At 55.5% G+C, this 22,969-nt stretch carries 12 protein-coding genes and 2 pseudogenes; 5 read left to right on the top strand and 9 right to left on the bottom strand.

The features are described 5' to 3' along the window. Positions 1-1,123 precede the first annotated feature (1,123 nt). Together OZX64_RS08815 and OZX64_RS08810 are read left to right on the top strand one after the other, a co-directional pair. Positions 1,124-2,071: a ParA family protein gene (locus OZX64_RS08815; protein ID WP_277157484.1), complete on the top strand. Its 948-nt coding sequence runs from the start codon at positions 1,124-1,126 to the stop codon at positions 2,069-2,071. Between the two features lies 1 nt (position 2,072). Continuing rightward, on the top strand, positions 2,073-3,590 hold the full coding sequence (locus OZX64_RS08810) for a ParB/RepB/Spo0J family partition protein (protein ID WP_277172853.1): 1,518 nt from the start codon (positions 2,073-2,075) through the stop codon (positions 3,588-3,590). 575 nt (positions 3,591-4,165) lie between these two features. Here OZX64_RS08810 and trxB read toward each other — a convergent pair. From trxB to OZX64_RS08795, 3 genes are all read right to left on the bottom strand, one after another. Further along, entirely contained in the window at positions 4,166-5,161 is a 996-nt protein-coding gene (gene trxB, locus OZX64_RS08805) for a thioredoxin-disulfide reductase (protein WP_277172851.1), read from the bottom strand. A gap of 612 nt (positions 5,162-5,773) precedes the next feature. Further along, positions 5,774-6,844: a class E sortase gene (locus tag OZX64_RS08800; RefSeq protein ID WP_277175038.1), complete on the bottom strand. Its 1,071-nt coding sequence runs from the start codon at positions 6,842-6,844 to the stop codon at positions 5,774-5,776. 621 nt (positions 6,845-7,465) lie between these two features. Then, positions 7,466-8,275 (bottom strand): DUF881 domain-containing protein, encoded by an 810-nt coding sequence (locus tag OZX64_RS08795; RefSeq protein WP_277172849.1) that lies wholly within the window; start codon positions 8,273-8,275, stop codon positions 7,466-7,468. Positions 8,276-8,426: 151 nt separating this feature from the next. On the opposite strand from OZX64_RS08795, the gene crgA reads away from it, so the two are divergent. From crgA to OZX64_RS08780, 3 genes are all read left to right on the top strand, one after another. Next, a complete protein-coding gene (gene crgA / locus OZX64_RS08790) occupies positions 8,427-8,969 on the top strand; it encodes a cell division protein CrgA (protein ID WP_277172847.1) in 543 nt (180 codons plus the stop codon). A 620-nt stretch (positions 8,970-9,589) separates the two neighbouring features. Further along, the gene (locus OZX64_RS08785; RefSeq protein ID WP_277172845.1) at positions 9,590-11,323 is read left to right on the top strand and encodes an isopeptide-forming domain-containing fimbrial protein; all 1,734 of its coding nucleotides are present in this window, start codon (positions 9,590-9,592) and stop codon (positions 11,321-11,323) included. 323 nt (positions 11,324-11,646) lie between these two features. Continuing rightward, entirely contained in the window at positions 11,647-12,753 is a 1,107-nt protein-coding gene (locus OZX64_RS08780) for a class C sortase (RefSeq protein ID WP_277172843.1), read from the top strand. Positions 12,754-13,282: 529 nt separating this feature from the next. Here the strand turns inward: OZX64_RS08780 and pknB are convergent. The 6 genes and pseudogenes from pknB to OZX64_RS08750 all read right to left on the bottom strand — a co-directional run bounded on the left by pknB (position 13,283) and on the right by OZX64_RS08750 (position 22,953). Continuing rightward, the gene (pknB, locus tag OZX64_RS08775) at positions 13,283-15,340 is read right to left on the bottom strand and encodes a Stk1 family PASTA domain-containing Ser/Thr kinase (protein ID WP_277172841.1); all 2,058 of its coding nucleotides are present in this window, start codon (positions 15,338-15,340) and stop codon (positions 13,283-13,285) included. Positions 15,341-16,125: 785 nt separating this feature from the next. Further along, positions 16,126-17,025 (bottom strand): annotated as a pseudogene (locus tag OZX64_RS08770) (serine/threonine-protein kinase); the annotation flags it as partial. Then, the gene (locus tag OZX64_RS08765; protein ID WP_277172839.1) at positions 17,022-18,491 is read right to left on the bottom strand and encodes a penicillin-binding protein 2; all 1,470 of its coding nucleotides are present in this window, start codon (positions 18,489-18,491) and stop codon (positions 17,022-17,024) included. The gene OZX64_RS08765 and the pseudogene OZX64_RS08770, both read right to left, overlap by 4 nt. Next, positions 18,488-20,266: an FtsW/RodA/SpoVE family cell cycle protein gene (locus OZX64_RS08760; RefSeq protein ID WP_277172837.1), complete on the bottom strand. Its 1,779-nt coding sequence runs from the start codon at positions 20,264-20,266 to the stop codon at positions 18,488-18,490. Before OZX64_RS08760 ends, OZX64_RS08765 begins: the two co-directional genes overlap by 4 nt. A gap of 956 nt (positions 20,267-21,222) precedes the next feature. Continuing rightward, a pseudogene (locus tag OZX64_RS08755) lies at positions 21,223-22,173 on the bottom strand (Stp1/IreP family PP2C-type Ser/Thr phosphatase); the annotation flags it as partial. Between the two features lie 222 nt (positions 22,174-22,395). Continuing rightward, entirely contained in the window at positions 22,396-22,953 is a 558-nt protein-coding gene (locus OZX64_RS08750) for an FHA domain-containing protein (protein ID WP_277156562.1), read from the bottom strand. Positions 22,954-22,969: the final 16 nt, after the last annotated feature.

The following is a 22,969-nucleotide window of genomic DNA, read 5'->3' as shown; positions in this document are numbered from 1 at the left end:
AGTACATTTGGTTCTTTTCATAAATGTCTAAACACTATCAATTATTGCTTGTCGTTACTCACGATGTGTGCTCTTATTGGTATGTATGGTATCGGCAGTCTCGGAGTTGAACATTATGATTTGCTGTTTGATCGAATGATTCTCGGGTAGCGATCTGCTCTAGGATGGCTATTTCTATGTGTTGTGGAATACCGCAATCTTCTGTTTGTTGATCAGGTAAAACGGCATATATTTTTTTCGACATTAACGATAAAGCTCTGTAACGGATTCTTCGTCAATCAAGTCTTCATTTTTCCACCGCAGTTAAGCCGATCACTCGGATTGATATTGGTATCGTAATAAAGAGTGCCCTGTATTCGATGCATGGCTTCCTAAAACAATCAGTTGCTGCTCAAGAATGATTTGCTGCTATAAGCAGCATGGATCATCTTTGTCGTATATTGCCTTACTGTTGATGGGCATTTTCTTGTTAACATGTACTCTTCCCATCTGCATCAGCAATGTTTCACGTGAAACAATTTCTAGAACACGTCTGAAAAATAATTTTCAAAAGCCGGATATTGATTACTGTTCTGAATTAATTGTGGTTAAGGTGTTGCGGTTCGATTTGCACCTTTAACATGAGTCATTTTTGAACCAGCAACAGTCAACATACTTGTTCGGCTTTATAAGTAATCTAAAAAACTTTAGATGAATCCTTATGTGGTAGTTGTTTTTGAAATTGGTTGAATTGAATAACAATAAGTTCAATTGATTGACTCAGGATGTCCGGAATTTTAATTGTGCGACACGGGTATTCAGACCGGCAATGTTTCACGTGAAACAATCCCTTATGAACGGAGTTATCCACATTTTCAACAATTCAAAAAGTTATCCACATTTTTAAATGCATTTCAAGGAGGTTCTGTAATTATTGAAATTTCAACGATTAAGCGAACAAATTTTCGAACACAAGAATTTGTGCACAAAAGTTACGCACACTTATCCACATCGGTGTGGATAAGTGTGTAGATGCAGAATCTGTCCATACGAATGACGAAACTAGAAGAATTAGAACAAGTAATTACTGTGCTGATCCCACAGTCTGTTATGTGCGGCGGATAGTCGTAGGGAGTTGATGGATATGGAATCTGCCTCGGAAACAATCAGACGTATCTTCGGCAGTAAAGGTGATTCTCTCGGCTCTGAGATGGCCGAGATTCGATCAAGGTATGAAGCCTTGAATAAGGTTCGTTTTCCGAAACCAAAGTCGACTCGGCTTATTGCGGTAGCCAACCAAAAGGGTGGCGTAGGGAAAACGACGACTACTGTTAACCTTACGGCTGCGTTGGCTTTTCAGAAGCAGCAGGTTTTGGTTATCGACATGGATCCGCAGGGCAACGCTTCTACAGCACTTGGGGTTAAACACAACACAGGGGAGCCGTCTATCTACGACGTGCTTGAAGGCAGGCTGACCATTGATGAAGTGAAACAGACTTCAGGCACTTTTGAAACATTGGATGTAGTTCGCTCGTCCATTGACTTGAGTGGCGCTGAACTAGAAGTCGCGGATTTAACTGATAGAAATGATTTGCTGAAAAAAGCATTGAAAAAATTCCTATCTTCTTCCACAAAGAAATATGATTATGTCATTATTGACTGCCCTCCAAGTCTCGGACTTTTGGTGATCAATGCTATGTGTGCAGTCAATGAAGTGCTGATTCCGATACAGGCCGAGTATTATGCGCTCGAAGGTTTGGGGCAACTCATTCAGACGATTGGTCTCGTTCAGGAACATTACAATCCTTCGCTGCTGGTGTCGACGATGTTGGTCACCATGTTCGATAAGCGTACGTTGCTGAGCAAAGAGGTGTATGACCAGGTTAAAGATCATTACCCAGACATCGTTTTGCGAACCACTATTCCCAGGTCGGTAAAGATATCCGAAGCGCCGAGTTTTGGTAAAACAGTCATCGAATATGATCCAAGGGGAACCGGGGCGGTGTCCTATCGCGAGGCTGCATTGGAAATAGCCAGAAGGTCGCCACAAGTATTGAAAGCGTTGGAAGATAGAAAGCAGAGGAGAAACTGATATGGCAGCGAAGTCACGTTTAGGAAAAGGCCTTGGCGCACTATTTCCAGCTCTGCCCGGCGATCAAGGGAAAACAGATTCGGTTATTGATCCGGAATCAGAATCCTCCCAGAAATCCGCTAAAGTCGGTTCTTCGCGTAATGTTTCACGTGAAACATCTGCTCAAACGTACGCAAAGGCAAGCAAACAAGCGAAAAGTCCCACTTCAAAGACATCAAAGGATGAGCGGGAAAACAATGTTTCACGTGAAACATCCCAAGCTGTGCCTCCTGAAACAGTGAAAACTAAAGGATCTGTATCAGAAGCGTCTGCGGTTGCAACCAAAAAACCGAAGAAGGATGAGTCCAAGAAAAACAATGTTTCACGTGAAACATCGCTGCGCTCGTCAAGGAGACGCGCTTCTATGCCTTCGTTGAAAGAGGGGATGGCCCATCCCAGCGATTTGTTCTTTGGCTCCATTGTTGATGATGAAAAAAACGAGGACGCAGGTAAAGCTGGGACTGGCAGATTCAAGCATTCCAAAGAACTAAAGAGCGTTAATGACGGAAACAACGCGCTGATCAAAGAAATCGTAGGGAGCGAAACGTCAGGTGAGTCTGTTTCCGGTGAGTTGAAGCCGGTAGCTGGTGGATATTTGGTGGAACTCGACCTTGATGCCATAGGTCCAAATGCAAATCAGCCGCGAACGATTTTTGACGAAGACGAGTTGAAAGAACTTGCAGCATCGTTGAAAGAAGTCGGGGTGTTGCAGCCCGTAGTGGTGCGTAAGCGTCCGGCAAATCAGAAAATCGCTGATTCGGCTGACGCTAGCCATGGTGTAATCAGCAGACATGTGCAGAAGAACATGGATAGCGAATATGAGCTAATCATGGGCGAGAGGCGTTGGCGTGCGGCTCATTTGGCGGGATTGAAATCGATTCCTGCTATTGTGAAAACGACTTCTGATAATCAGATGCTTCGCGATGCTCTGCTTGAGAATTTGCACCGAGTGGCATTGAATCCGTTGGAGGAGTCGGCGGCTTATCAGCAGATGATGGAAGAATTTGGGCTTACGCAGGAACAGCTTTCCAAATCTGTCTCCAAGTCCCGTTCCCAGATTGCCAATACGCTGCGACTGCTCAATCTTCCGCCTTCAGTTCAGAAGAAAGTTGCGGCTGGTGTTCTTTCAGCAGGACATGCAAGGGCGTTGCTCGGTCTTCCCAGCGAGGAAGACATGGAGAAGCTGGCCAACCGTATCATCGCCGAGGGGCTTTCTGTGCGAAGCACCGAAGAAATCGTCGCGATGAAAACGAACGGTAAAGGCAGCTCCAGGAAGCAAAAGGCGAAGCAGAATAATCTGTGGGCTCAGTCGCCGATTCAGCATAAGTTGGAGAACCGTTTCGATACGAAAGTCGCCATCAAGGGCAATAAGGAACACGGCCGTATCGAAATTGTGTTCTCTTCTCCCGAGGATATGGATCGTATTGTCAAGTTGCTGGTTCCGCAGCGCAATGATAATCAGCAAAACGGTTGGGTGTAAATCGGTTTAGGAAACCCTATATAAACCTATTGAGCGGCATTGTGTATACACATATAGTGCTTAAGGGATGTTACGAAAAGGCCAATTTGCGCCCGAAGTTCAATGGCTGAAGCCGGATTCAGGTAAGAAAAGCCGTACCGATTCAATCAACGATGATTCGATACGGCTATGGGTTTATGCAAGGCAATAATGCTAAACCGAGTGTACTGACAATATGTTGTATCTCTTATCGGAAAGCGTAGTTAGTAGCTACACAAAATGGCGGGTTATAGGCCAGAATGCGGTGTTTACAATCGGGGCTTGATGTTGTGGGAATAGGCGTTGTGTGTCTTAATCTTTTAGCGGTGCAGGATCAGTGGCGAGTCTGCCTTCGATGAGTATGGCGAAACAGGTGCAAAGCCGAGGATAGACCCTCTGAACGCCCGGAAACCGCCATACTGGAAGTGGCATCCATCGAGGCAGTGAGTGGCAACCATACAGTAAGAGGCAAATTACAATTCTAAAACACGACGAAATGTTCGTTAACACAAAAATGGCGCCATATGTATTACATATGGCGCCATGCAACCGTGCAATTACTTGAGACTATCCAGATAGTCCTGGGCATCCAAGGCGGCACGGCAGCCCATGCCTGCTGCTGAAACGGCCTGACGATAGACGCTATCGACCACGTCTCCGGCGGCGAAGACACCGGGCAGGGAAGTGCGAGTAGAAGCCCCGTCGACCTCGATATAGCCCTTGTCGTCAAGTTTCAGGGCACCCTGCATGAATTCGGTGGCCGGGGTGTTGCCGATGGCTACGAAAACGCCTTCGGCTGGAACCTCTGTGGTTTCGCCGGTTTTGACATTGCGCACGGTGACGGACTTGGCGCTTCCGTTTTCGCCGTTGATCTCGTCGATGACCGAATTGACCATGAACGACATCTTGTCGTTTGCCTTGGCACGATTGACCATGATTTTTGCGGCCCGGAATTCGTCACGACGATGAATCAGCGTCACAGACGAACCGAAGCGGGTCAAAAACTCCGCGTCGGTGAAGGCGCTGTCGCCGCCGCCGACCACCACAATCGGCTTGCCACGGAAGAAGAAGCCGTCGCAGGTGGCGCAGTAGGAGACGCCCTTTCCGGAGTATTCCTGCTCGCCCGGAACGCCCAGCTTGCGCACGTTGGAGCCGGTTGTCACCACGATGGCTGGAGCCTGGTAAACGTCGCCCTGATCGCACGTCACGCTTTTCATTGCGCCTTGATCCGAGCCGTCGCCGAAGTCGACCGACACCACGTCGTCGAAGACTATTTCAGCTCCGAACTTTTCGGCCTGCTTCTGCATGCTGTCCATAAGATCCGGACCCATTACGCCGTCGGGGAAGCCAGGATAGTTTTCGACTTCGGTGGTGTTGACGAGTTGCCCGCCGGGAGTGAGTGCGCCCGCGATGACCAGCGGTTTGTAACCCGCACGACCGAGATAAATGGCCGCTGTGTATCCTGCAGGGCCTGAGCCGACGATAATGACATCGCGCAGATTGTTCTGGGCGTTATTCTCAGCGTTATGCTGCTGTGTATTCTCTTGAGTCATGAAATCACTTTAACATTGCAGCGAGTTAATGGGAATTTGAGCCGTCTCTATTGATTTTAGGGCAGAAAATCGCGCTAAGGGCCGCAATCAATAGGTCATGAAATGCAAAAGCGAGGGAAGACGTTGAAGCTGCATCGTAAGTGGCTTGTAGCGCGAGGGCCGGCAAGGGATTGAATCAGGCTTCGCCCTTTGTAGTATGCATATGCGTCGTATCGCTTTCGTCATCATATGGGCATCGTTGGTCGCTTTTATGTGCTTGCCGCTTGGTCTACATGTAAAAGATGCCCAGTAGTCGTCAGGTGCAGTACGAGAGACGGGGCAAGTGGACGGGAGGGGAGAGATGGACGGGACATGCGGGACAAGACAAACAGGCGGAGGACAAGACACGGTAGGACGAGGCACGGGAAGAACGCGCCGAAATGGGGAGAGGCAGCGAGTCGTAGCGTCGCCGCGGCAGATATGACTGGGCGACGACGCCACGTAGCAGGAGCCACGGCGAAATGTATCTCCAATTCGTACAGTGGTGTCCAACGCAGTGCAGCTGCAACAGAGTTGTACCAATCAAGCTATTTTGTATTACTTCTCTTATCTGGCTGTCACCGACGCAATCCGTCAACTGGTCACAGCGACATAGTTCGACATCTGATGCAGGATCGGGATGTTGCTGGCCGCCCACGGGCAGGCCCACTGCAAGATGGCGAACGCCGCGGCCAGAAGCAGCAGCAGTACCAGGAGTATACGTATCCCCTTGATTCCCGGCTGCAGCCTGGTCAATCCGCCGTAAATGCTCGGGTCCGGCTTCCTTACATCGCCTGCCTTGATGGCGCGACGAAGCGGCCAACGCCAAGCGATGGCGGCGGCGATGAACAGCACCAGATACATAACGAGCAGTGCGAGGATGACAGGAATCAGCGAAGGAAGCTTGGCGAAAGGCGATTCCTTCTGATTATTGATGAACTGGACTTTGCCGTTCTGCCCCAGATGGGTGAGTTCCTGCGGGACGCCGTCGGAGACCTTCGCCCAATATTTGAGCTTTCCGTAAGTGATCCAACGATGCGTCGGCGTGGAGTATTTCGGTTCACAGGTCGTGAGCGTGATCATGCGTTCCGTCGGCGCCTCCGTCGGATTTTCCGGGTTCGGAGCAACCACTTCAACATGGTCCGGCGTCACGATTTTGAAACTCGTGTAGGTATAAACGTACCAGTAATCCTTGGTCCGCAGCACGATTGGATCGCCGACCTGCATCTTGTCCACGTCTCCTAAAGGCTGGCCATATCCATTGCGATGCCCCGCGGCAGCGAAATTGCCGATTTGGCCGGGCATTTGGGAATCCGTGTAATGTCCCATGCCGTGCTGATTGAGTGCGGTCATATCAGTGCCCTGCACGATGTTGCGTTGCCACTGGTCGCCGAAACGTGGGATGTAGATCTGTGCCACCAAATCGCCATGATTGGCGCTTTGAGGCTGGATCGGGGGAGTGCCGTCCTGAGCCTTTGCGATCTTGACGCCCTTGGAAGAGCTTAAGGCCTTGCTCGGATCGCTCCATGAAACGGATTGACGCTGGTTATATTGTGTGTGTTCGGACTGCACGCCGGTCCACCACATCTGCCAGACGACGTACAGCGCGCAAATCGCGGCAACGGTGAACAGCAGTTCGGCGAAAATCCCGAGTGCCGTCCACAAACGCCTTGATTTCGAGCGTGGCTGGCTGTTGTCGTACTTGCCGGCGCTACCTCTGTGGCCGTTGGCCGCATTGCTGGTTTGCTGGACGAACCCTGTGTTGCCGGAATTGCCGTTCTGCGCTGCAAACCCGCTTTGCACGCCGGCAGCGTTTTGCCCGGCGAATCCGTTTTGCATGCCGCTCTGTCCTGTCTGCTGCAGCTGAAGGGGCTGGAACACCTGCGTCTGCTCGTTCGCAACAGCTGAGTCGGCGCCGAATCGGTCCATGCCGGACCCGTTGATTCCTGATTGGCCAGGATAGGCCTGGTTGTCGAAAGCCTGGCCATTGGCGGCCTGATCCATCGCAGACTGCATCAACGGTGCCTGCCCGTCGTTCGAAGCCGAAACCGAAGGCGGGTCGGGAACGCCGAAATCTTCGAAGGCTTCATCCAAGTCGGTCGGTTCGATGGCGTCTTTACGCCGGCCGTAGTCGTACTTGTCGTTATCAGCCATGAAATCCATCTCTCGTTCCATATCGATCTGTTATTGCCGTGCAATAGTTGAGGGCGTAAAATCGCCTATCGCTCTATCAGCCAGTACGCGTCAATTGTATCTGTTTGTATAGCCCTTTTCTGCTATCAGTCCTTATTCGTTGCCTTTATTTGTCGCTGCCCCGGTTGTTTTGGCGTCACCGTCCTTATTATCGGTTTTCATCACGGTGGCATATTTGAGTGTCTGCAGCACCGGTGCCTCTGGGAAATGCAGGTTGTCTTTGTCTTCGACTTTCCAACCCAGCCCGAACGCGCTGACATATTCCTGATAGGTCTGGATTGCCTTCGAATCGTCCAGCGCGTCGCGCATGGTGTCGCTGGGGCCGATGGCGGAAATGGTATAAGGAGGCGAATACTGCTTGCCCTGAAGCATCAAGATATTGCCTTTGCAGATAATCGCTGAATTGTAAAGGACGCGCTGATCTTGGATCATCATCGCTTCGGCGCCGCCCCGCCAGAGGGCATTGACCACGGATTCGATGTCCTGCTGGTGGATGACATAATCGTTGATGTTCGTGGCCGTTCCGGTGCCTGAGTCCGAAACCATATGCTGCCAAAGCGGAGAATCGTTGAGTGTGACGGATATGCCCGGCCCGGTGACCGCCGAAAGCATGGTCCCTGCCCCGGGGTCTTCGCTGGAATTGTTGCTTTTCGCGCTGTCTTTGCCCGCGTATTTGTTGAGAGTGTTGATTTGCGAACCCAGCGATTTCACTTGGCTTTGTAATTTGTTGACCTGGGAGACGCGCTGCTCCACCAATTGTGCGGTATCGGAGCTGACCACGCTGGTTTTGTTGACACGGAGGTTGGTCATCAACAGGAATCCGGAAAGCGCGACCACAAGGAATACGGCCACCCCGCCAAGCCGCGAACGTTTCGCTTTGTGCTTGCCTTCGGTTTCCCTCATCGTGATCTTGTAATCCTTAATTATCCTTTATCGCAATTAGTATCATTATGTGTCAAGAGTGCTGTGTGCGCAACGCTTTGCCCCACACTCGTTCTCTTGTTTCGAGTGTACACTAATATGTCGTTTAGGCTATTGAATGGAGACTACGCTTATGGCTGACGAAGAGCTGGACAAGGGCGCCGATGCCGCCGCTACGCAGGATAATGAGGCGCAAAAGGCATGGGACGAGCCTGGAACGCAGGCTGATGACGACACTGCGAAAGATACGGATGCTGCTGCCGAAAGAGACGACGCTGCAAAGGACCAAGAAGGTGCCGACACTGCCTCTGGAGAGGATGGAGCCGACGAATCGGGCGATTCCGATGACGACGACCTCGACCTCCCGATGGACAAGATCGAGGAGCTGCTGAGCGCCACGAGTGCCGACAAGAAGACGATGACCCCGCAGATGCGCCGCGTTGCCCAGCGGCAGGCAGAAAACAGCAAGCGCGTCGAGGAGACCATCAAGGGAACCAAAGCGAACCCGGGCTGGTTCGTGCCGCTGTTCTGCTTCCTGATGATTCTCGGACTCGCGTGGGCTGTGGTGTATTACCTCACCAGCAAATACCCGATTCCTGGTATCGGCGCATGGAATCTGCTGATTGCCTTCGTCATTGTGATGGTTGGTTTCATCATGACGATGTGGTGGCGTTAAGCCGTTGAATGACGCGGGCTAGGCGCTCGCGGTATACAGCCCGATGACGTTGGTTGCGTCATCGGGCTTTTGTTATGTGCACAGTTGGCATCGATCCGGTATGACGGCGAGGCGGTTCCGCAGGTCCATGGCCCTATGGTTGGGCCGACTTATCCACAGCAAGGTGCAAAAGATTGTGGATAAGTGTGGATAAATTGAGAGTTGTACACATAGGGTTGCATAACAAGAGTGCCGTTGTGCATGATCGGTTATCCACAATATACACAATTAAAAAACGTTGGAATTTCGGGATTTTGGAATAGGCATGTGAATAAGTCGGTGACTTTTCCTCCAGTAATTCACTGGTTATGCCCAAGTTGTCCACATGTTTTTCCACATTTGTGGAAAACTACACGCATGTAACTTTGATGCCGGTGAGCGCTGAGCGCGTCTATCCGAAACGCAACGATTTGGAACACGGTGACACTGTGCTGTCCTGTGGAAAGCGTCATGGCGTTCGACAAAAACTTGAGATGTGCATGAATTGGAATGGCAAAAGTTGCCGAGAAGCTCATGATACGAGCCTTTTGTTATACTCGTATATTAAGTTTGGTTATTAATAATCAGAAAAGGATTCAATGATGATGAGAAATAGGGTACGCAACGCAGCGGCCATACTTCTTTCGGCTGCGACGTTACTTGCTGCGGGTGTTGTAGGAATCGGCAGCGCGAATGCAGCGGAAACGGATGTCCCTGTCAACGCGGATAACGGCAAGATTATTGTGAACAATGTGCCGGCCGGGCATACGCTCGAGGCCGTGCGGATTGGTACTTATACGCACGCGTCGAGCAATGCCACGAATACGTTAAGCGGAGTCTCCGTCGGCACCCCTTCCGCTTTGAAGGACCAGATCAAAGCCGCGGCGAAGGTTGCGAATGACGGTGTCGCACCGACTACGGACGGTGCGGCCGACAATCCGATGAGCTGGGTTGCGAAAAACCTTTTTGCCAGTGAATCGCCTGCCCCTCATGCTGGTACGATTCGTACGTTCGTCACTGCGTTGGTGAAGGGCGACAGCTCGACTGCTGCGCTTGATTTCTCCGACGCTGTGAGTCCGGCGGTAACTGCCAAGGCCGCCACATTCTCTGATCTGCCTGTCGGCATTTACGTCATTCGAGACACGATGACCTCTAGTGCTGCACATGAAACCGCGTCAATCCCGATGCTGGTCGGTACTACTATTGATACTTACGCTAAGCTGGGTTCGACCGACTTGGGCAAGGTCGACATGAAGGACCAGACGCCGACGCTCACGAAGGTTGCGTCGAAGTTCAACGGTACATCTCTGACCGGCTCTGATCGTCAGGAAAATCTGGACAAGGCCAAGATCGGCGATCAGATCGAGTTCACGCTGACCACCGAAGTGCCGAATACCACCGGCTTCGATTCCTATAATTTCAAGATCACCGATACGCCGAGCGCTGGTCTGGCCTATGACGCAAGCTCTATCAACGTTGCGGTCGGCAGAGCCGATAAGACCTCTGAACAGACCATAACCGCTTCTACGACGACGACTCCGATGACGATTGTTTTCCCGTACAAGACGTTAAAGGACTATACGGTCGGAGCTCCCATCACCATCACCTATACGGCGACGCTTGCCAAGGTGACTGACGCGACCTGGCAGAAGCAGAGCAACAAGGCGTCTCTCGAGTATTCGAATGATTCTTCAAGCAGCACGTCTACGGGCACGGTCAACGCTGAGGAGACTGACCTCGCCATGTACTCCGTGACGTTGAAGAACGTCAAGGCATCCGATGATAGCACGGGATTGACCGGAGGCAAGTTCTCGGTGTACAAGACCGACGAAAGCGGCAAGAAGACCGGTGACGCATTGAAGTTTGGCGGCAGTGACGGCTTCTACACCTACAATACGGGAACTAAGGACGAATTGGCGACCAAGGGGACCGCGGAAGCGTTGAATGACGGAGAGCTGAAAGTCGATGGCCTGCCCGCTGGAACCTATGCGTTTGATCAGACAGCTGCCGCAAGCGGTTACATCAAGACCTCGTTCAACGTGACCATTAAGAAGAACGTCGAGGGTACAGCTGAGGTTGAAGCCAATGCTCATACGGATAACGCTTACTTCACCAACACCGAGGGTACGCTGGGTTTGGTGGCTAAGAATTCAATCACGCAGAACACTGGTGATCGCTGGAATGGCATCCTCACGGTGAAGAATGCGAATTCAATCACGCAGTTGCCGCTGACCGGTGGCGTGGGCATCGTGCTGCTGGCTGCCTTGATCGTCATCTCCGGATGCATCGCGGGCGGCACGGCAGTGCTTCGCCGTCGTAGCGCGAATCGCGGCTGAGCTGTTATCGAAGAGTTGAACGTTGCTGGCTTATAGCATAACGCGATATCCAGCGATGTTCGATGACTGAAGTTTCTGTTGTTGACAACGGGTAGCGGTCAGATTCAGAAGAGATTCCGAATCTGACCGCTACTGTATTTGGGGTTTCTCGGTATGCACACCAATCGAGCCGGACTCATACATTGTATGAGGCGGAACGCGGCGAATCCCAACGTATCGGCTCGACGAAGGCCCATGGCGCGAATGACAAGTGAGAATAACGTGCAATCAATTATCATGTGTAGACTGGCAACGATGGCATTGAGTAGCGATGGGTCGGGTCGATGAAGCATAAGGCGTTTTCCGCAAAGTTGCGTTCGGCGTCTTCCGGCACCGAGCAGTTTTTGGGATCGATGCCTTTCGCGCAGGTCGTACGGCCGCAGAAGAGGCTTGGACACTATGCCTATCGCATTTTCATTGAAATCGTCCATGATTTCTTTGTGCTCCTGACCGTGGCGCTGATTCTGTGGGCTCCGATCAACTGGGGCTTCAGTGCCCAGCGAGAAGCCAACATGGCGGTCAAAGCAACGCAGTCAATGGCAAAATGGCCACAAGGGCAAGTGGCTCGGAGCTATCATGCGGTGCAGGCGTATAACCGGAAAATCGCTGCGTCCGGCCAATTCCGGCTCGGGGAGGTCCGCGATCCTTTCGCCAAGTCGAACAGCAGCGACGACAACAGCGGATCGGCTCAAGACAAGGAATATCAGTCATTGCTCGATGGCGGCAACGGGGTGATGGGCACGATCCGCGTCCCCAAGGTTTCCATACGTCTGCCGATCTATCACGGCACGTCACCGGATACGCTTGCCTCGGGCGTAGGCCATCTGTATGGTACGAGCCTGCCGGTAGGCGGCAGATCGAGCAACAGCGTGCTCACCGGTCACCGGGGTTTTGCCAACGCCGTGCTGTTCACGCGTCTCGACCAGCTGGATATCGGGGACGCGTTCTATATACAGACGTTGAACCGAACGATGGGCTATAAGGTCAAGGCGATTCATGTCATCGAGCCGGAAGACACGCGCTTCTATAAAGTCGTGCCCGGCAAGGATCTGGTGACATTGATGACCTGTACGCCTTATGGCGTCAACACCCAGCGGCTCGTGATCACCGGCGAGCGTGCCAGGATTCCGCAGGAAGTGCCACAGATCGGCAGCAAGAAGGATGGTGAGCTGATTGGGGCGGTTGTCGCTGCAGTGGTGCTGTTGCTCGGTCTGGCGTGGGTGCTGAGGCGTAATTACCGAGTGCTCGTTCCGATGCCGCTGCATTACGATGGGTCTGTCGTGCCTCGTCGCGTTCCCCTCTTCAGAGGCCTCGATAACCGTGGCCTTCCGCCGTTGGGAGCCATCCCGTCTCGCAGCCAATGGCGCAAGCATCATCGTGACGTGGATTGACGGCAAGTAGCTTGGGGCAGGCATCTTCTTTCACGAGAAAAATCTGCGCGGGTTACCAGTCGAAGCCACAACCTGCACCGATCAATCGGAGAATGAGGACGATAACCATGAAACGCTCTACCGGTAAAGCCCATGAGACGAAGCCTGAATGACCCGGGCAATGCTCGGGGCGCGATGACTTTCACCGACCAATCGCGCATATGATGGCGATGTCGGATTGCCTGATTCTCTCGGGGCTTCTTGATTTCGGTATAGGAATCTCGATATTGCCTTGATGGCGCTGTTATCATGGGGCAATCCGTGCCTTATGGCGCCGAGTGCATGCGGTAGCGATCCTATAAGACGGATGGCTGAACCGCGCTGCTTCTTATGAGGCGGCGTAACGTAATGATCCGGTGGCGGGCAAGAACCCACCACCGGATCATTACGGACTGAACCAGCGATTGTCGGCTACCGCTAGTTACTGGCATCTGAAGCTGGAGTTTGATTGGCGCTGCGAAGTTACCAGTTTCAGCCAAAGCGGTGAATATTATGGCTTGACGGCACTACCGCCGGGATTACTCGAATCATCGGTACCGGGATTCGGTTGTTGGGCAGGTGCCTGCGTGCTCAGGGTGATGGTGTCGCCCTTGGTGGCTTGCGAGCCTGCGGTCGGGGAAATGCCGATTACCATCAGGTTGTCGTTGCCTGTCTCGGGATTGACCTTAAAACCTGCAGCCATGAGAGCGCTTCTCACTTGGGCGACCGTCGATTTGCCGCTGGTATCGACGTTGGGCACCGTCACCTTCGGCTTGCCGGAGGAAACATAGACGGTGATATTGCCCCTCTGCGCAAGGCTGGAGCCGGCGGCGGGGTCGGTGCGGGTGACGAGGCCTTGGTTCACATTATCCGATGTCTCCTGCTGAACGACGACGGTGAATGCCTTGAGCTGGTTCAGGGCCTGATCCTGCTGCTGGCCGGTGACGTCAGGCACTTTGGCCATGCCGGAGGAGATGTATAGCATCAACGACGTGCCCTTGTCGGTGGCCGAGCCGGCGGCGGGGTCGGTGCGCGTGACCATGCCTTGGGCCACGTCCGAGCTGTCTTCGGTCTGGGTGGCGGGAGACACTTTGAAACCGGCCTTTTTGAGTATGGCCCTGGCGCTTTCCACCGATTTGCCCTTGACGTCGGGCACCTGACCCGACTGCGGGCCGGTCGAGAACCAGACCTTGACGGTCGATCCCTTGGGAGCCTTGGCGTTGCCCGCAGGATTCTGCTTGGTAAACGTACCTTTAGGCTCGCTCGAATCGGTATCCTGCTCGACCTTCATCTTCAGCCCCACTTCGTCGAGCTGTTCTTCGGCCCGGGCCTGGGTGGTGGTGGAATTGAAGGTGGGGACGGTGACCATTTCCGCCTTCTTCATGTGGGTGACGCCGTAGATGATTCCCACGATGGCGAGGATGGCGACAACGGCACCGATGACCGAGCCGATGATGATCTTCTTTTTCTTTTTCGCCTTCTCTTCCGCGGCTTTCTCGGCACGCGACTTGAGAGCGGTACCGGTGTTCGGCGCCAGCTGCGCGGCGGCAGGATTGCCGTACGTGCCCGTAAGCGGGTCGAAAGCCTGCGTGGCCGTGGTCTCAACGGGGTTCATCGCCTCGGTGGCGGCGGTCTGCTCGGCCTGCTTGCGTTCCTTCATGTTGGCGAGGTCGGTGAGCGGGTTGAACGCCGCGGCGACCGGGATGCCGCCGTTCATGTAGGTCAGAATATCGTTGCGGAACTCGGCGGCCGTCGCGTAGCGGTTCTGCCGGTCCTTGGCCATCGCCTTGGCGCAGATCTGATCCCACATCTTGGGCAGGCCGGGCACGATGGCGCTGGGCGGGGTGGCGACCTCCGAGACGTGCTGATAGGCGATGGCCACGGCCGAATCGCCCGTGAAAGGCGCACGTCCGGTCAGCATTTCGTAGAGCACGCAACCGGCGGAATAGAGGTCGGAACGCATGTCGACGGCCTCGCCGCGTGCCTGCTCAGGAGAGAGGTACTGCGCGGTGCCGACCACGCCCTGCGACTGGGTCATGGTGGCCACGGAATCGTCGAGCGCGCGAGCGATGCCGAAGTCCATGACCTTGACCATGCCCTGCTCGCTGATCATGATGTTGCCGGGCTTGATATCGCGGTGGATGATGCCCATCCGGTGCGAATAGTCAAGAGCGTTGAGAACTCCCAGCATCACCTGCTCGGCGTCGCGCTGGCTCAGCGGCCCGTTCGCCTTGATGATGTCGCGCAGGGTCTGGCCCTTGACATATTCCATGACGATATACGGCACGCGTTCGGTGTTGCCGTCTTCGGTGGTGATGGCCTCTTCACCGGAATCGTAGATGTTGACGATGTTGACGTTGTTCATCTGGGCGACGGAGTGCGCCTCTCGGGCGAAGCGGCGCAGGAAGATATCATCGTTGGCGAGGTCGGAGCGCATGATTTTTACTGCGACGACGCGTCCCAGGCGGGTGTCTTGGGCGATATGGACCTCGGCCATGCCGCCGCGTCCGATTAATTGTCCCAGCTGATAACGGCCATTTGCCAGTGAAGTTGGCATATTGGTGCTCATTGCTGCTCCTTCCGGTTTTCAGTATTCGCTGCCTGGTCGTTGACTTGAGTGACCGGAATGTTGGTTTCGGCAGCTTCTGAAGAGGGGTTTGACGAATCTGCGGCGGCGATTTGCTGTGCGGTTTCGCTGCCGGGGTTCATGATATTGATGGGTGGAATTACAGGTAAAGGAATCGGTTTGTCGACGGCGCTCGCGTTCGCATCTAGCGTGGCACCAGTGGTCTTTGCCGAATCGGTGTTTGCGCTCATAGAACGCGGAGGCGATTGAGGCGGTTTGTCGTCAACGGATTGACTGCCGAGCGTCTGTATGGCGGGAATCTGATAGTCCGTGATCGCACGCAGTGTCTGGGTCATCGTCTGAATGGCAGCCTGGGCGGCCGGCGAAAACTCGTTATTCGCAATGGTGTCGTATTCGTTTGCCTCGGCTTGCGTGCCGTTGCCGGTTTCATTCGACAAATTATGCTCGGTCGAGTCGATTGCGTCGCCAGTGTCCATAGTCGCAGCGGAGGTGTTTTCGGCGGAGCTGTCGGAAGTGGCGCTCCCGACCTGCTCCGCGTCATCGCTTTGCGATACGGCCTGCGGCCCGGCTTTGTGGTTTTCGTCAGAGCTTGCAAGGCTGTTGACGACGACATTGCGGGTTTCGCTGCCCAAAGTGGAGTCATCTATGTCGTTGTCGGCAAGACTGCTCTCGACAACGCGGCCCTCGCTTCTGCTGTTTTCGATGGTCGTTACCGTGTGTAGCGGCGTGACGGCTGGCCTGATTGCCACCGAACCGTCGGGAGAATATGGGGCGCTGACCACGCGTCGCGCGATACGCCCGTCGCGGGAGACCATAGTGGTCTCGTTCAGCGTTGCTTCCTGATCGAAAAGCCGACGCTCGATATGCGAAAGCGTGCGGGAGACCACCAGTGCGTCCTTCGGTCGGTCGAGTGGGTCTTTGGCAAGCATCGACATCACGAACTGCCCCAGTTGCACGTCTACCGTGTCCGGCAGAGGCGGGACGGCGTCGTTGACATGTGCGGCGGCGATATCCACCGGCGTGGCACCGGTGAACGGGCGCTGCCCGCACAAGCCTTCGTACGCCACCACTCCCAGCGAATAGATGTCGGACTGAGGGGTGGCCTTCTTGCCCTGGGCCTGCTCGGGCGAAATGTATTGCGCCGTGCCGACGACCATGCCATCCTGCGTGATTTGCGCCTGATTGGTGGAATAGGAGACGCCGAAATCGGTGATCTTGACCTGCCCGTCCTTGGAGACCATGATATTGGCGGGTTTCACATCACGATGGATGACGCCATGGGAGTGCGCGACGTAGAGCCCACGGGCGACCTGCACCAGAATCGGCAGCAATTCCAGCGGATCCATCGCGCCCTTTTCGTGGTACAGGTCGGCCAGCGACTCGCTGTCGACGAACTCCATGATCAAAAAGCCAATGCCGTCGTGCTCATAGTAATCGAACAATGCGGCGATATTCGGATGGGCCAGATCGGCGGAATTGTGGGCTTCGATACGCAATCTGCGCCGCTTCGCCTCCACGTCGGTCAGGTCTCCACGCAGCGCTTTGATGGCGACCACGCGTCCGAGCTGGATGTCATAGCCTTTCCAGACCTCACCCATCCCGCCTTGCGCGAGCCGGTGATCAAGGCGGTACCGGTTGTGAATCAGTTGACCTTCAACGAGCTTCATTTGCCCAGTGCCTCCCTCATTATCGCCTTCATGATTGGTCCGGCCGCATCACTGCCTGCCCTATCTGTATTATGAACGACCACGGCGACCGCGATTTTCGGGTCGTCTGCGGGTGCGAAGCCCATGATCCAACCATCGTTGCTCTGGTTGCCCACACCGATTTGCGCGGTGCCGGTTTTGGCTGCGATCGATACGCCGGGAATCGCAAGATTCGGGTTCTCCTTGGTGATGACGGCCTTCATCATTTCGGTCAGTTTATTGGCCGTGTCCTTGCTCATCGGCTGGCTCATCACGCTCGGGTTGGTGTTCGAGATGACCGTCAGATCGCTGGAACGCACACGGTCGACCAGCGTCGGACGCATCAGCGTTCCGCCGTTGGCGATGGCCGAGGCGATCATCGCGTTCTGCAAGGGCGTCTCCTGGGTGTCGCCTTGTCCGATGGAAGCCAGCGCGAGGCGGTCCGGGGCAGGATTGTCCGGGAATTTCGAAGCGATGGCCTGCATCGGCTCCCCGGTCGAATTGGAGCCGTCGATACGGATCGAGGAACCGAAACCGAACTTCTTGGCCGTGTCCTGAATGGTCTGTGCGCCCAGTGTCACGCCGAGCTGCGCGAAAGCGGTGTTGGAGGAATAGGCCAGCGCGTCCTCGAACGAGATCTGGCCGTCGGCGCCACCGTTTGCAGCGCTTGCCTGGTTCGTGAGTTTCGTATTGGTGTTGGGCAGCGTATAGCTTGCGCCGGCCGGAATGCGTGTATCCAACTGGTATTTGCCGCTTTCCAGCGCTGCCGTGGCTACGACGGTCTTGAAGCTGGACCCCGGCGGGTAAAGCTCGGAAATCGCGCGATTGAGCATCGGGTTCGCCTGGTCGCCGGTGAGACGTGAATAGTCCTGATTGACTTTCGTTGTATCGTGGCTGGCAAGTACGTTCGGGTCATAGCTGGGCGTCGAAACCATCGCCAGAATGCGGTTGGTCTTCGGCTCGAGGACCACCACGGAACCGCTTTTGCCGGCCATCTGCGCATAAGCCGTGGTCTGCAGCTTCGGGTCGATGGAGGTTTCGATGGAAGCGCCTTTGTTGGCCGAACCGGTGAACAGCGACTTGAACTGCTGCCAGAACAGTTGGTTGGATTCGCCGGTCAGCAGTTTGTTGCGAGAATCCTCGATACCGCGGTCAGCGCGTTGGCTGATGGAGAAGTAGCCAGTCACCGGCGCGTACAACGGACCGTTGGCATACGAGCGCTGGTAGGCGAACGGATCGTTGACCGGGTCGGATTTGGCCATCACCGTACCGTCGGAAGCGAGTATCGAGCCGCGAGGGGCGTCGAATTCGTGGTACAGTCCTCGCTGGTTGCGCGGGTCATTGTTGAGCTTGTTGGCGTGGATGGCCGTGATCATGGTGCTCGAAAGTCCCAGAATCGCGAAGAGGATGATGACGGCGGTAAAAAGCTGACGGAGGTATTTGTTCATCGTTTGCCTCCCAGCAGGTCATCAAAGTTCAGATCAAGGATTTCCGAATCGGCAGAATGTAGAGGATTCACAGGCATGGCATCGCCGGAATCCGGCATCGCCGAAGGCCGAGCGGCTGCATCGGGGCCTTGGATGGGATCGGAGTTTGCGGGGGCCGGCGTTTGCGGCAACGTTTCCGCAGTCGAGCTCGCAGCCACGCGCGGGCTGGGTTGGACATCTGCCGTCTGTTGCGGTTCCTGCACCGTGGGGTTCGACGGCATCGGGGAATGCGAGGAATCGTTTTCATCGCCCGTCGCCGAGGTCGTGGACCTGACAGAGGGGGATGGCGAGGCGGGGAAGCTCGAAGTCGAGGGTTCGGTTTCGCTTTCACGGGAACGTGAGCGGGAATGCTTGGCTTCGCGGTTCTTTTTCTGTGCGCTGCGTTCGTTGAGCGCCGCCATCGCCTCGTACTGCATGGTGTTGGAAAGTTCGCCTTCGGGCTCCGGCTTATTGGCCTCGTTGGAAATCACGATCAGCAGCGCCGCAAGGATATAGTTCGCCACCAGCGACGAACCGCCTGCAGCCATATACGGCAGCGTCAAGCCCGTCATCGGAATGACCAGGGTGAGGCCGCCGACCACGGTGAATACCTGGAAGGCCATGGTGAACACGAGGCCGGAAGCCAGAAGTTTGCCGAAACCGTCCTTGATTTTCATAGCCGTGAGCAAGCCGGAAGTGATGATAATCAAGTAAAGCATCAAAATCGCCATCAGGCCGGCCAGACCAAGTTCCTCGCCGAGGGACGAATAGATGAAATCGGAGTTGCCGAGCGGGGTGAGTCCGGGGTGCCCTTGCCCTATGCCGGTGCCCAGGAGCCCGCCGGAAGCGAGCCCGAAAATACCGGTGACCAGCTGATAGGAGCTGCCGTACTTGCGGTTATAAACCGCGGCGTCGAAAGGATGCAGCCAGCCGTCGACACGATAGCCGACGTGGGCGAAGAACTTGACCGAGAACACCGCCGCGACCACGAACGCGATGCCGCCGATGATCAGCCAGCTGCCGCGGCCGGTGGCGACGTAAAGCATCGAGACGAACATGGCGAAGAACATCAGCGAGGTGCCAAGGTCATGCTGGACCACCAACACACCGATGGAGGCGAACCACACCAGAATCAACGGGCCCATGTCGCGTACGCGGGGAAGCTGCAGGCCGACCACTTTCTTGCCGCCGACGGCCAGCTGGTCGCGGTGGTTGAACAGGTAGGCCGCAAAGAAGAAAGCGAGGAACAATTTGGCGAATTCGCCGGGTTGCAGGGTGTGCGAGCCGAAGCCGATCCAGATGCGCGCACCGCCGATTTCCTTGCCGAGGCCCGGGATCATCGGGGAGAGCAGAAGCACCAAGCCGACGATCATGCTCACATACGAAAAGCGACGTAATACGCGGTAATCGCGCAGCGCGATGATGAAAATGCAGGTCAGCACCAGTGCGACGCACACCCAGATCAACTGGCGGTAGGCCACGGTGGTGTTTTTGGTGTAATCGATGCGGGCGATCATCATCGTGCCGATAGCCGTCAGCAGCAGCACGCACGGCAGGATTTGCTGGCTTGCGTAGGGCTGGAATTTCAGCAGCAGCGCCCATAGCACAATGAACAGTATGGCCACCGCCACCAGAGCCGTGACGAGGTTGGTGGGGAAGCCGCTGTAGACGCGCGCGAAAAGCTGAAAAAAGGCGATGCCGCTGATCGCGATGGCGAACAGCAGCAGACCAATCTGACGGAAGCGGGTGGCGATCATGCGCTCGCCGCCTCTGCACTGGTGGTTTGGGGCGTTGCCGCGATGGAGCCCGAAAGATGTTCTGAGCCTTGCGTGGAGGAGGCCGTGTCGTTTATATCGTTTACGGTCGTGGAGACATCTGCCGGTTGCGCGGCCTCGGTTTCGGCGTCATCTGGCTTGTCGCTATTGGGGTGAACCATGACTGGAGCTGCGGGGTCCCATGGCAAGGGCGGGTTCTTCTTCTTAGAAGTCTGGAGGGTTTTGGCCTCTTTCCTGATCATGGTGACATGGCTTCTCGCCTCGGCGAGCGTGTCGACGGCGATGCCTTCATCCAGCGCATCGTTCCAGGATTGAGGCAGATTTGTCAGCTTGATATCAGTGGATTCGACCTTGTGCGAAAGAGGCAGGCTGAACAGATTGGTGTTGACGCCTTGGTAAATGGCGACGGTGCCGTCGCTCGTTCCCACGTAATATTTCGTTTGACTCCATCGATATGCGCCGAATCCTACGCCGAGCAAAGCGCCCAGCGCAATAATGAAAGCGATGATAACCGCTATACGGCCTCGATTGTGCTTTCGACGCTCTTCCCTGCGTACACGCAAATGTTCGCGGCGGATGGCGCGGGCGACCTCCGGATCGTTGGGATCGGCGGAGACGCGGCCGTCCTTTTTCTTGACCACCGGAATCTCGCCGGTATCCATGTTGGCCTTGTTGTCGTTCTCGTCACGCACGGCCGAAGGCTGGGCGACGTGGACGATATTGCCGCTGCCCTTATCGGTATCGCCTTTGCTGCCGGATGGCGATGCATCGTCGGAATGCTTGGTGTGACGATGGCGACTCTTCCGGGCCGGCTGGTCGCTTTGCGCGTCTGTGTCGTAAGTTCCGTTGCCGTTCGACGCATCGGGTGAAACCAGCTGTTGGATGGCAGGGGGGTATTGGCCGGGATCGCCGTCATCGCTGCCCTTGTCGGCGGCGTATCGGGTCAAAGCGGCGGCCCGCTGTGCCGGGGACTGCTTGCCAAGCCGCAGAGCAGGCGAGGAAGCGACCGGCTCTTTGATAATGTCGGCGATGGCTTCGAGATTGGAACTCGCCGCACCGCCGACAATCGGGGTCTGGTGAGGCAGGTCGAAGGAACTGGCATCGAGCGCGAGGGTCGCATCGGCGATGACCGCCGTGACGTTGTCGGTGCTTCCGGCCTTCAGCGCCATCGCAACCAACTGCTGGGCGCATTCCTCTTCGTCGGAAACCGTGGCAAGCATTTGCTCAAGTGTGTCGTCTTCCAACACGCCGGAAAGACCGTCGGAGCACAGCAGCCAGCGATCGGTGGGTTTTGCGGTCAGGATTGCGATATCGGGGTGCGGGTCGATGTCGAAATCGCCCAGCACGCGCATGACCACATTGCGCTGTGGGTGGTTGCGGGCTTCGGCTTCGCTGATGCGACCGGTATCGATCAAGTGCTGGACGTAGCTGTGATCCTGCGTCATGCGGCGGATCTTGCCGTCACGAAGCAGGTAGGCGCGTGAATCGCCGATATGGGTGATGACCCAATGGCCCGAAACAAGGCCGACGGCAGTCACCGTGGTGCCCATGCCTGCCAGGGTGCGCTCGCGCTTGGCTTTGCCCACAATGGCGTCGTGAGCCGCCATCACGCTGGTTTCCATCATCGAGGCGATGGAGGCCACGTCGTTTTTGGTGCCGCTCTGCTCGATGTGCGCCAGGGAGCGGATGGCGATGGTGGAGGCGGTGTCGCCGCCTGCGTGCCCTCCCATGCCGTCGCAGATGGCGATGAGGCGCTCGCCGGCGAATGACGAATCCTGGTTGTTGCTACGTACGGTGCCGACGTCGGAAACCGTTGTGGAATAGAGGAAAAGCTGTTGGCTGTTGGAAGTGCCGGCATGAGTGGTGGCCGATGGAATCACTTGGGGCATCTTTCCCGTTTTCCCTGCCGGTTCGACGGCGATGTGTTGCGTATGCGGCGCGCCTGCGTCGTTAGCGTCGTGGGTCTGATTCTCGGTTACAGGGATTGAAGGCGGCATTGCGGAATCTGCATGATTCTTTTGCGTTGGCGAAGGCGGCTGCATCGAAGTGCGCTGTATAGAAGGGCCTTCTGCCGAAGAAGTTGAAAAGTTCGAGGTATCTGGCATTCGCAATCACCTCAATTCGAACGTCGTAGCGCCGATACGCACGGGCACTCGCGCGGGCAGGACCACGGGCGAGGTGATGCGGCGGTGGTTGACGATGGTGCCGTTCGTGCTGCCAAGGTCTTCGATGGCCCAGGAACCGGAGGCCGGGTCTGCGTAGACGCGCGCATGTTGGGAGGAAACGAATTCGTCGTCCAGGACCACGGTGTTGGAGCTGGAACGGCCGAGGGTGATGGTGCCGTTGCTCAACGGAACGGACGAACCGGCGAGCGGCCCATCGATGATGGTCAGAAGCGTTGGCCTGGCATTGACACCGGACCTGCCGGCATTGCCCATCTGTAAGCCGGGGTTCCCGCGGTGCGACGTGGCCACAGGGGCGTTGGCCGGCATGGGGTTGGACTCGGCGGCCTTGCGCGCGCGGCGGGCACTTTTGCGGTGCGACCACGATTTGTGCGGGCTCAGCGTCTCGACGTCGCGTTTCAGCGAACGGACGGCAAGCCATACGAATACCCAGAGCAGGGCGAGGAACCCATACTTGAGAATCGCAAAGGTAAGTTCTGTGATCATAGGGGATGTACCTGGG

This window comes from Bifidobacterium sp. ESL0704 (assembly GCF_029392075.1).
In the GTDB taxonomy this organism is placed as follows: Bacteria; Actinomycetota; Actinomycetes; order Actinomycetales; family Bifidobacteriaceae; genus Bifidobacterium.
This window is presented reverse-complemented; position numbering and strand designations above follow the sequence as displayed.

What these genes read in the sequence shown, in the direction of transcription:
- OZX64_RS08780 (WP_277172843.1), top strand. Translation starts at nt 11,647, where the DNA reads ATGAAGCATAAGGCGTTTTCCGCAAAGTTGCGTTCGGCGTCTTCCGGC.
- OZX64_RS08750 (WP_277156562.1), bottom strand. Translation starts at nt 22,953, where the DNA reads ATGATCACAGAACTTACCTTTGCGATTCTCAAGTATGGGTTCCTCGCC.
- OZX64_RS08810 (WP_277172853.1), top strand. Translation starts at nt 2,073, where the DNA reads ATGGCAGCGAAGTCACGTTTAGGAAAAGGCCTTGGCGCACTATTTCCA.
- crgA (WP_277172847.1), top strand. Translation starts at nt 8,427, where the DNA reads ATGGCTGACGAAGAGCTGGACAAGGGCGCCGATGCCGCCGCTACGCAG.
- OZX64_RS08785 (WP_277172845.1), top strand. Translation starts at nt 9,590, where the DNA reads ATGATGAGAAATAGGGTACGCAACGCAGCGGCCATACTTCTTTCGGCT.
- OZX64_RS08815 (WP_277157484.1), top strand. Translation starts at nt 1,124, where the DNA reads ATGGAATCTGCCTCGGAAACAATCAGACGTATCTTCGGCAGTAAAGGT.
- OZX64_RS08760 (WP_277172837.1), bottom strand. Translation starts at nt 20,266, where the DNA reads ATGATCGCCACCCGCTTCCGTCAGATTGGTCTGCTGCTGTTCGCCATC.
- OZX64_RS08795 (WP_277172849.1), bottom strand. Translation starts at nt 8,275, where the DNA reads ATGAGGGAAACCGAAGGCAAGCACAAAGCGAAACGTTCGCGGCTTGGC.
- OZX64_RS08765 (WP_277172839.1), bottom strand. Translation starts at nt 18,491, where the DNA reads ATGAACAAATACCTCCGTCAGCTTTTTACCGCCGTCATCATCCTCTTC.
- pknB (WP_277172841.1), bottom strand. Translation starts at nt 15,340, where the DNA reads ATGAGCACCAATATGCCAACTTCACTGGCAAATGGCCGTTATCAGCTG.
- trxB (WP_277172851.1), bottom strand. Translation starts at nt 5,161, where the DNA reads ATGACTCAAGAGAATACACAGCAGCATAACGCTGAGAATAACGCCCAG.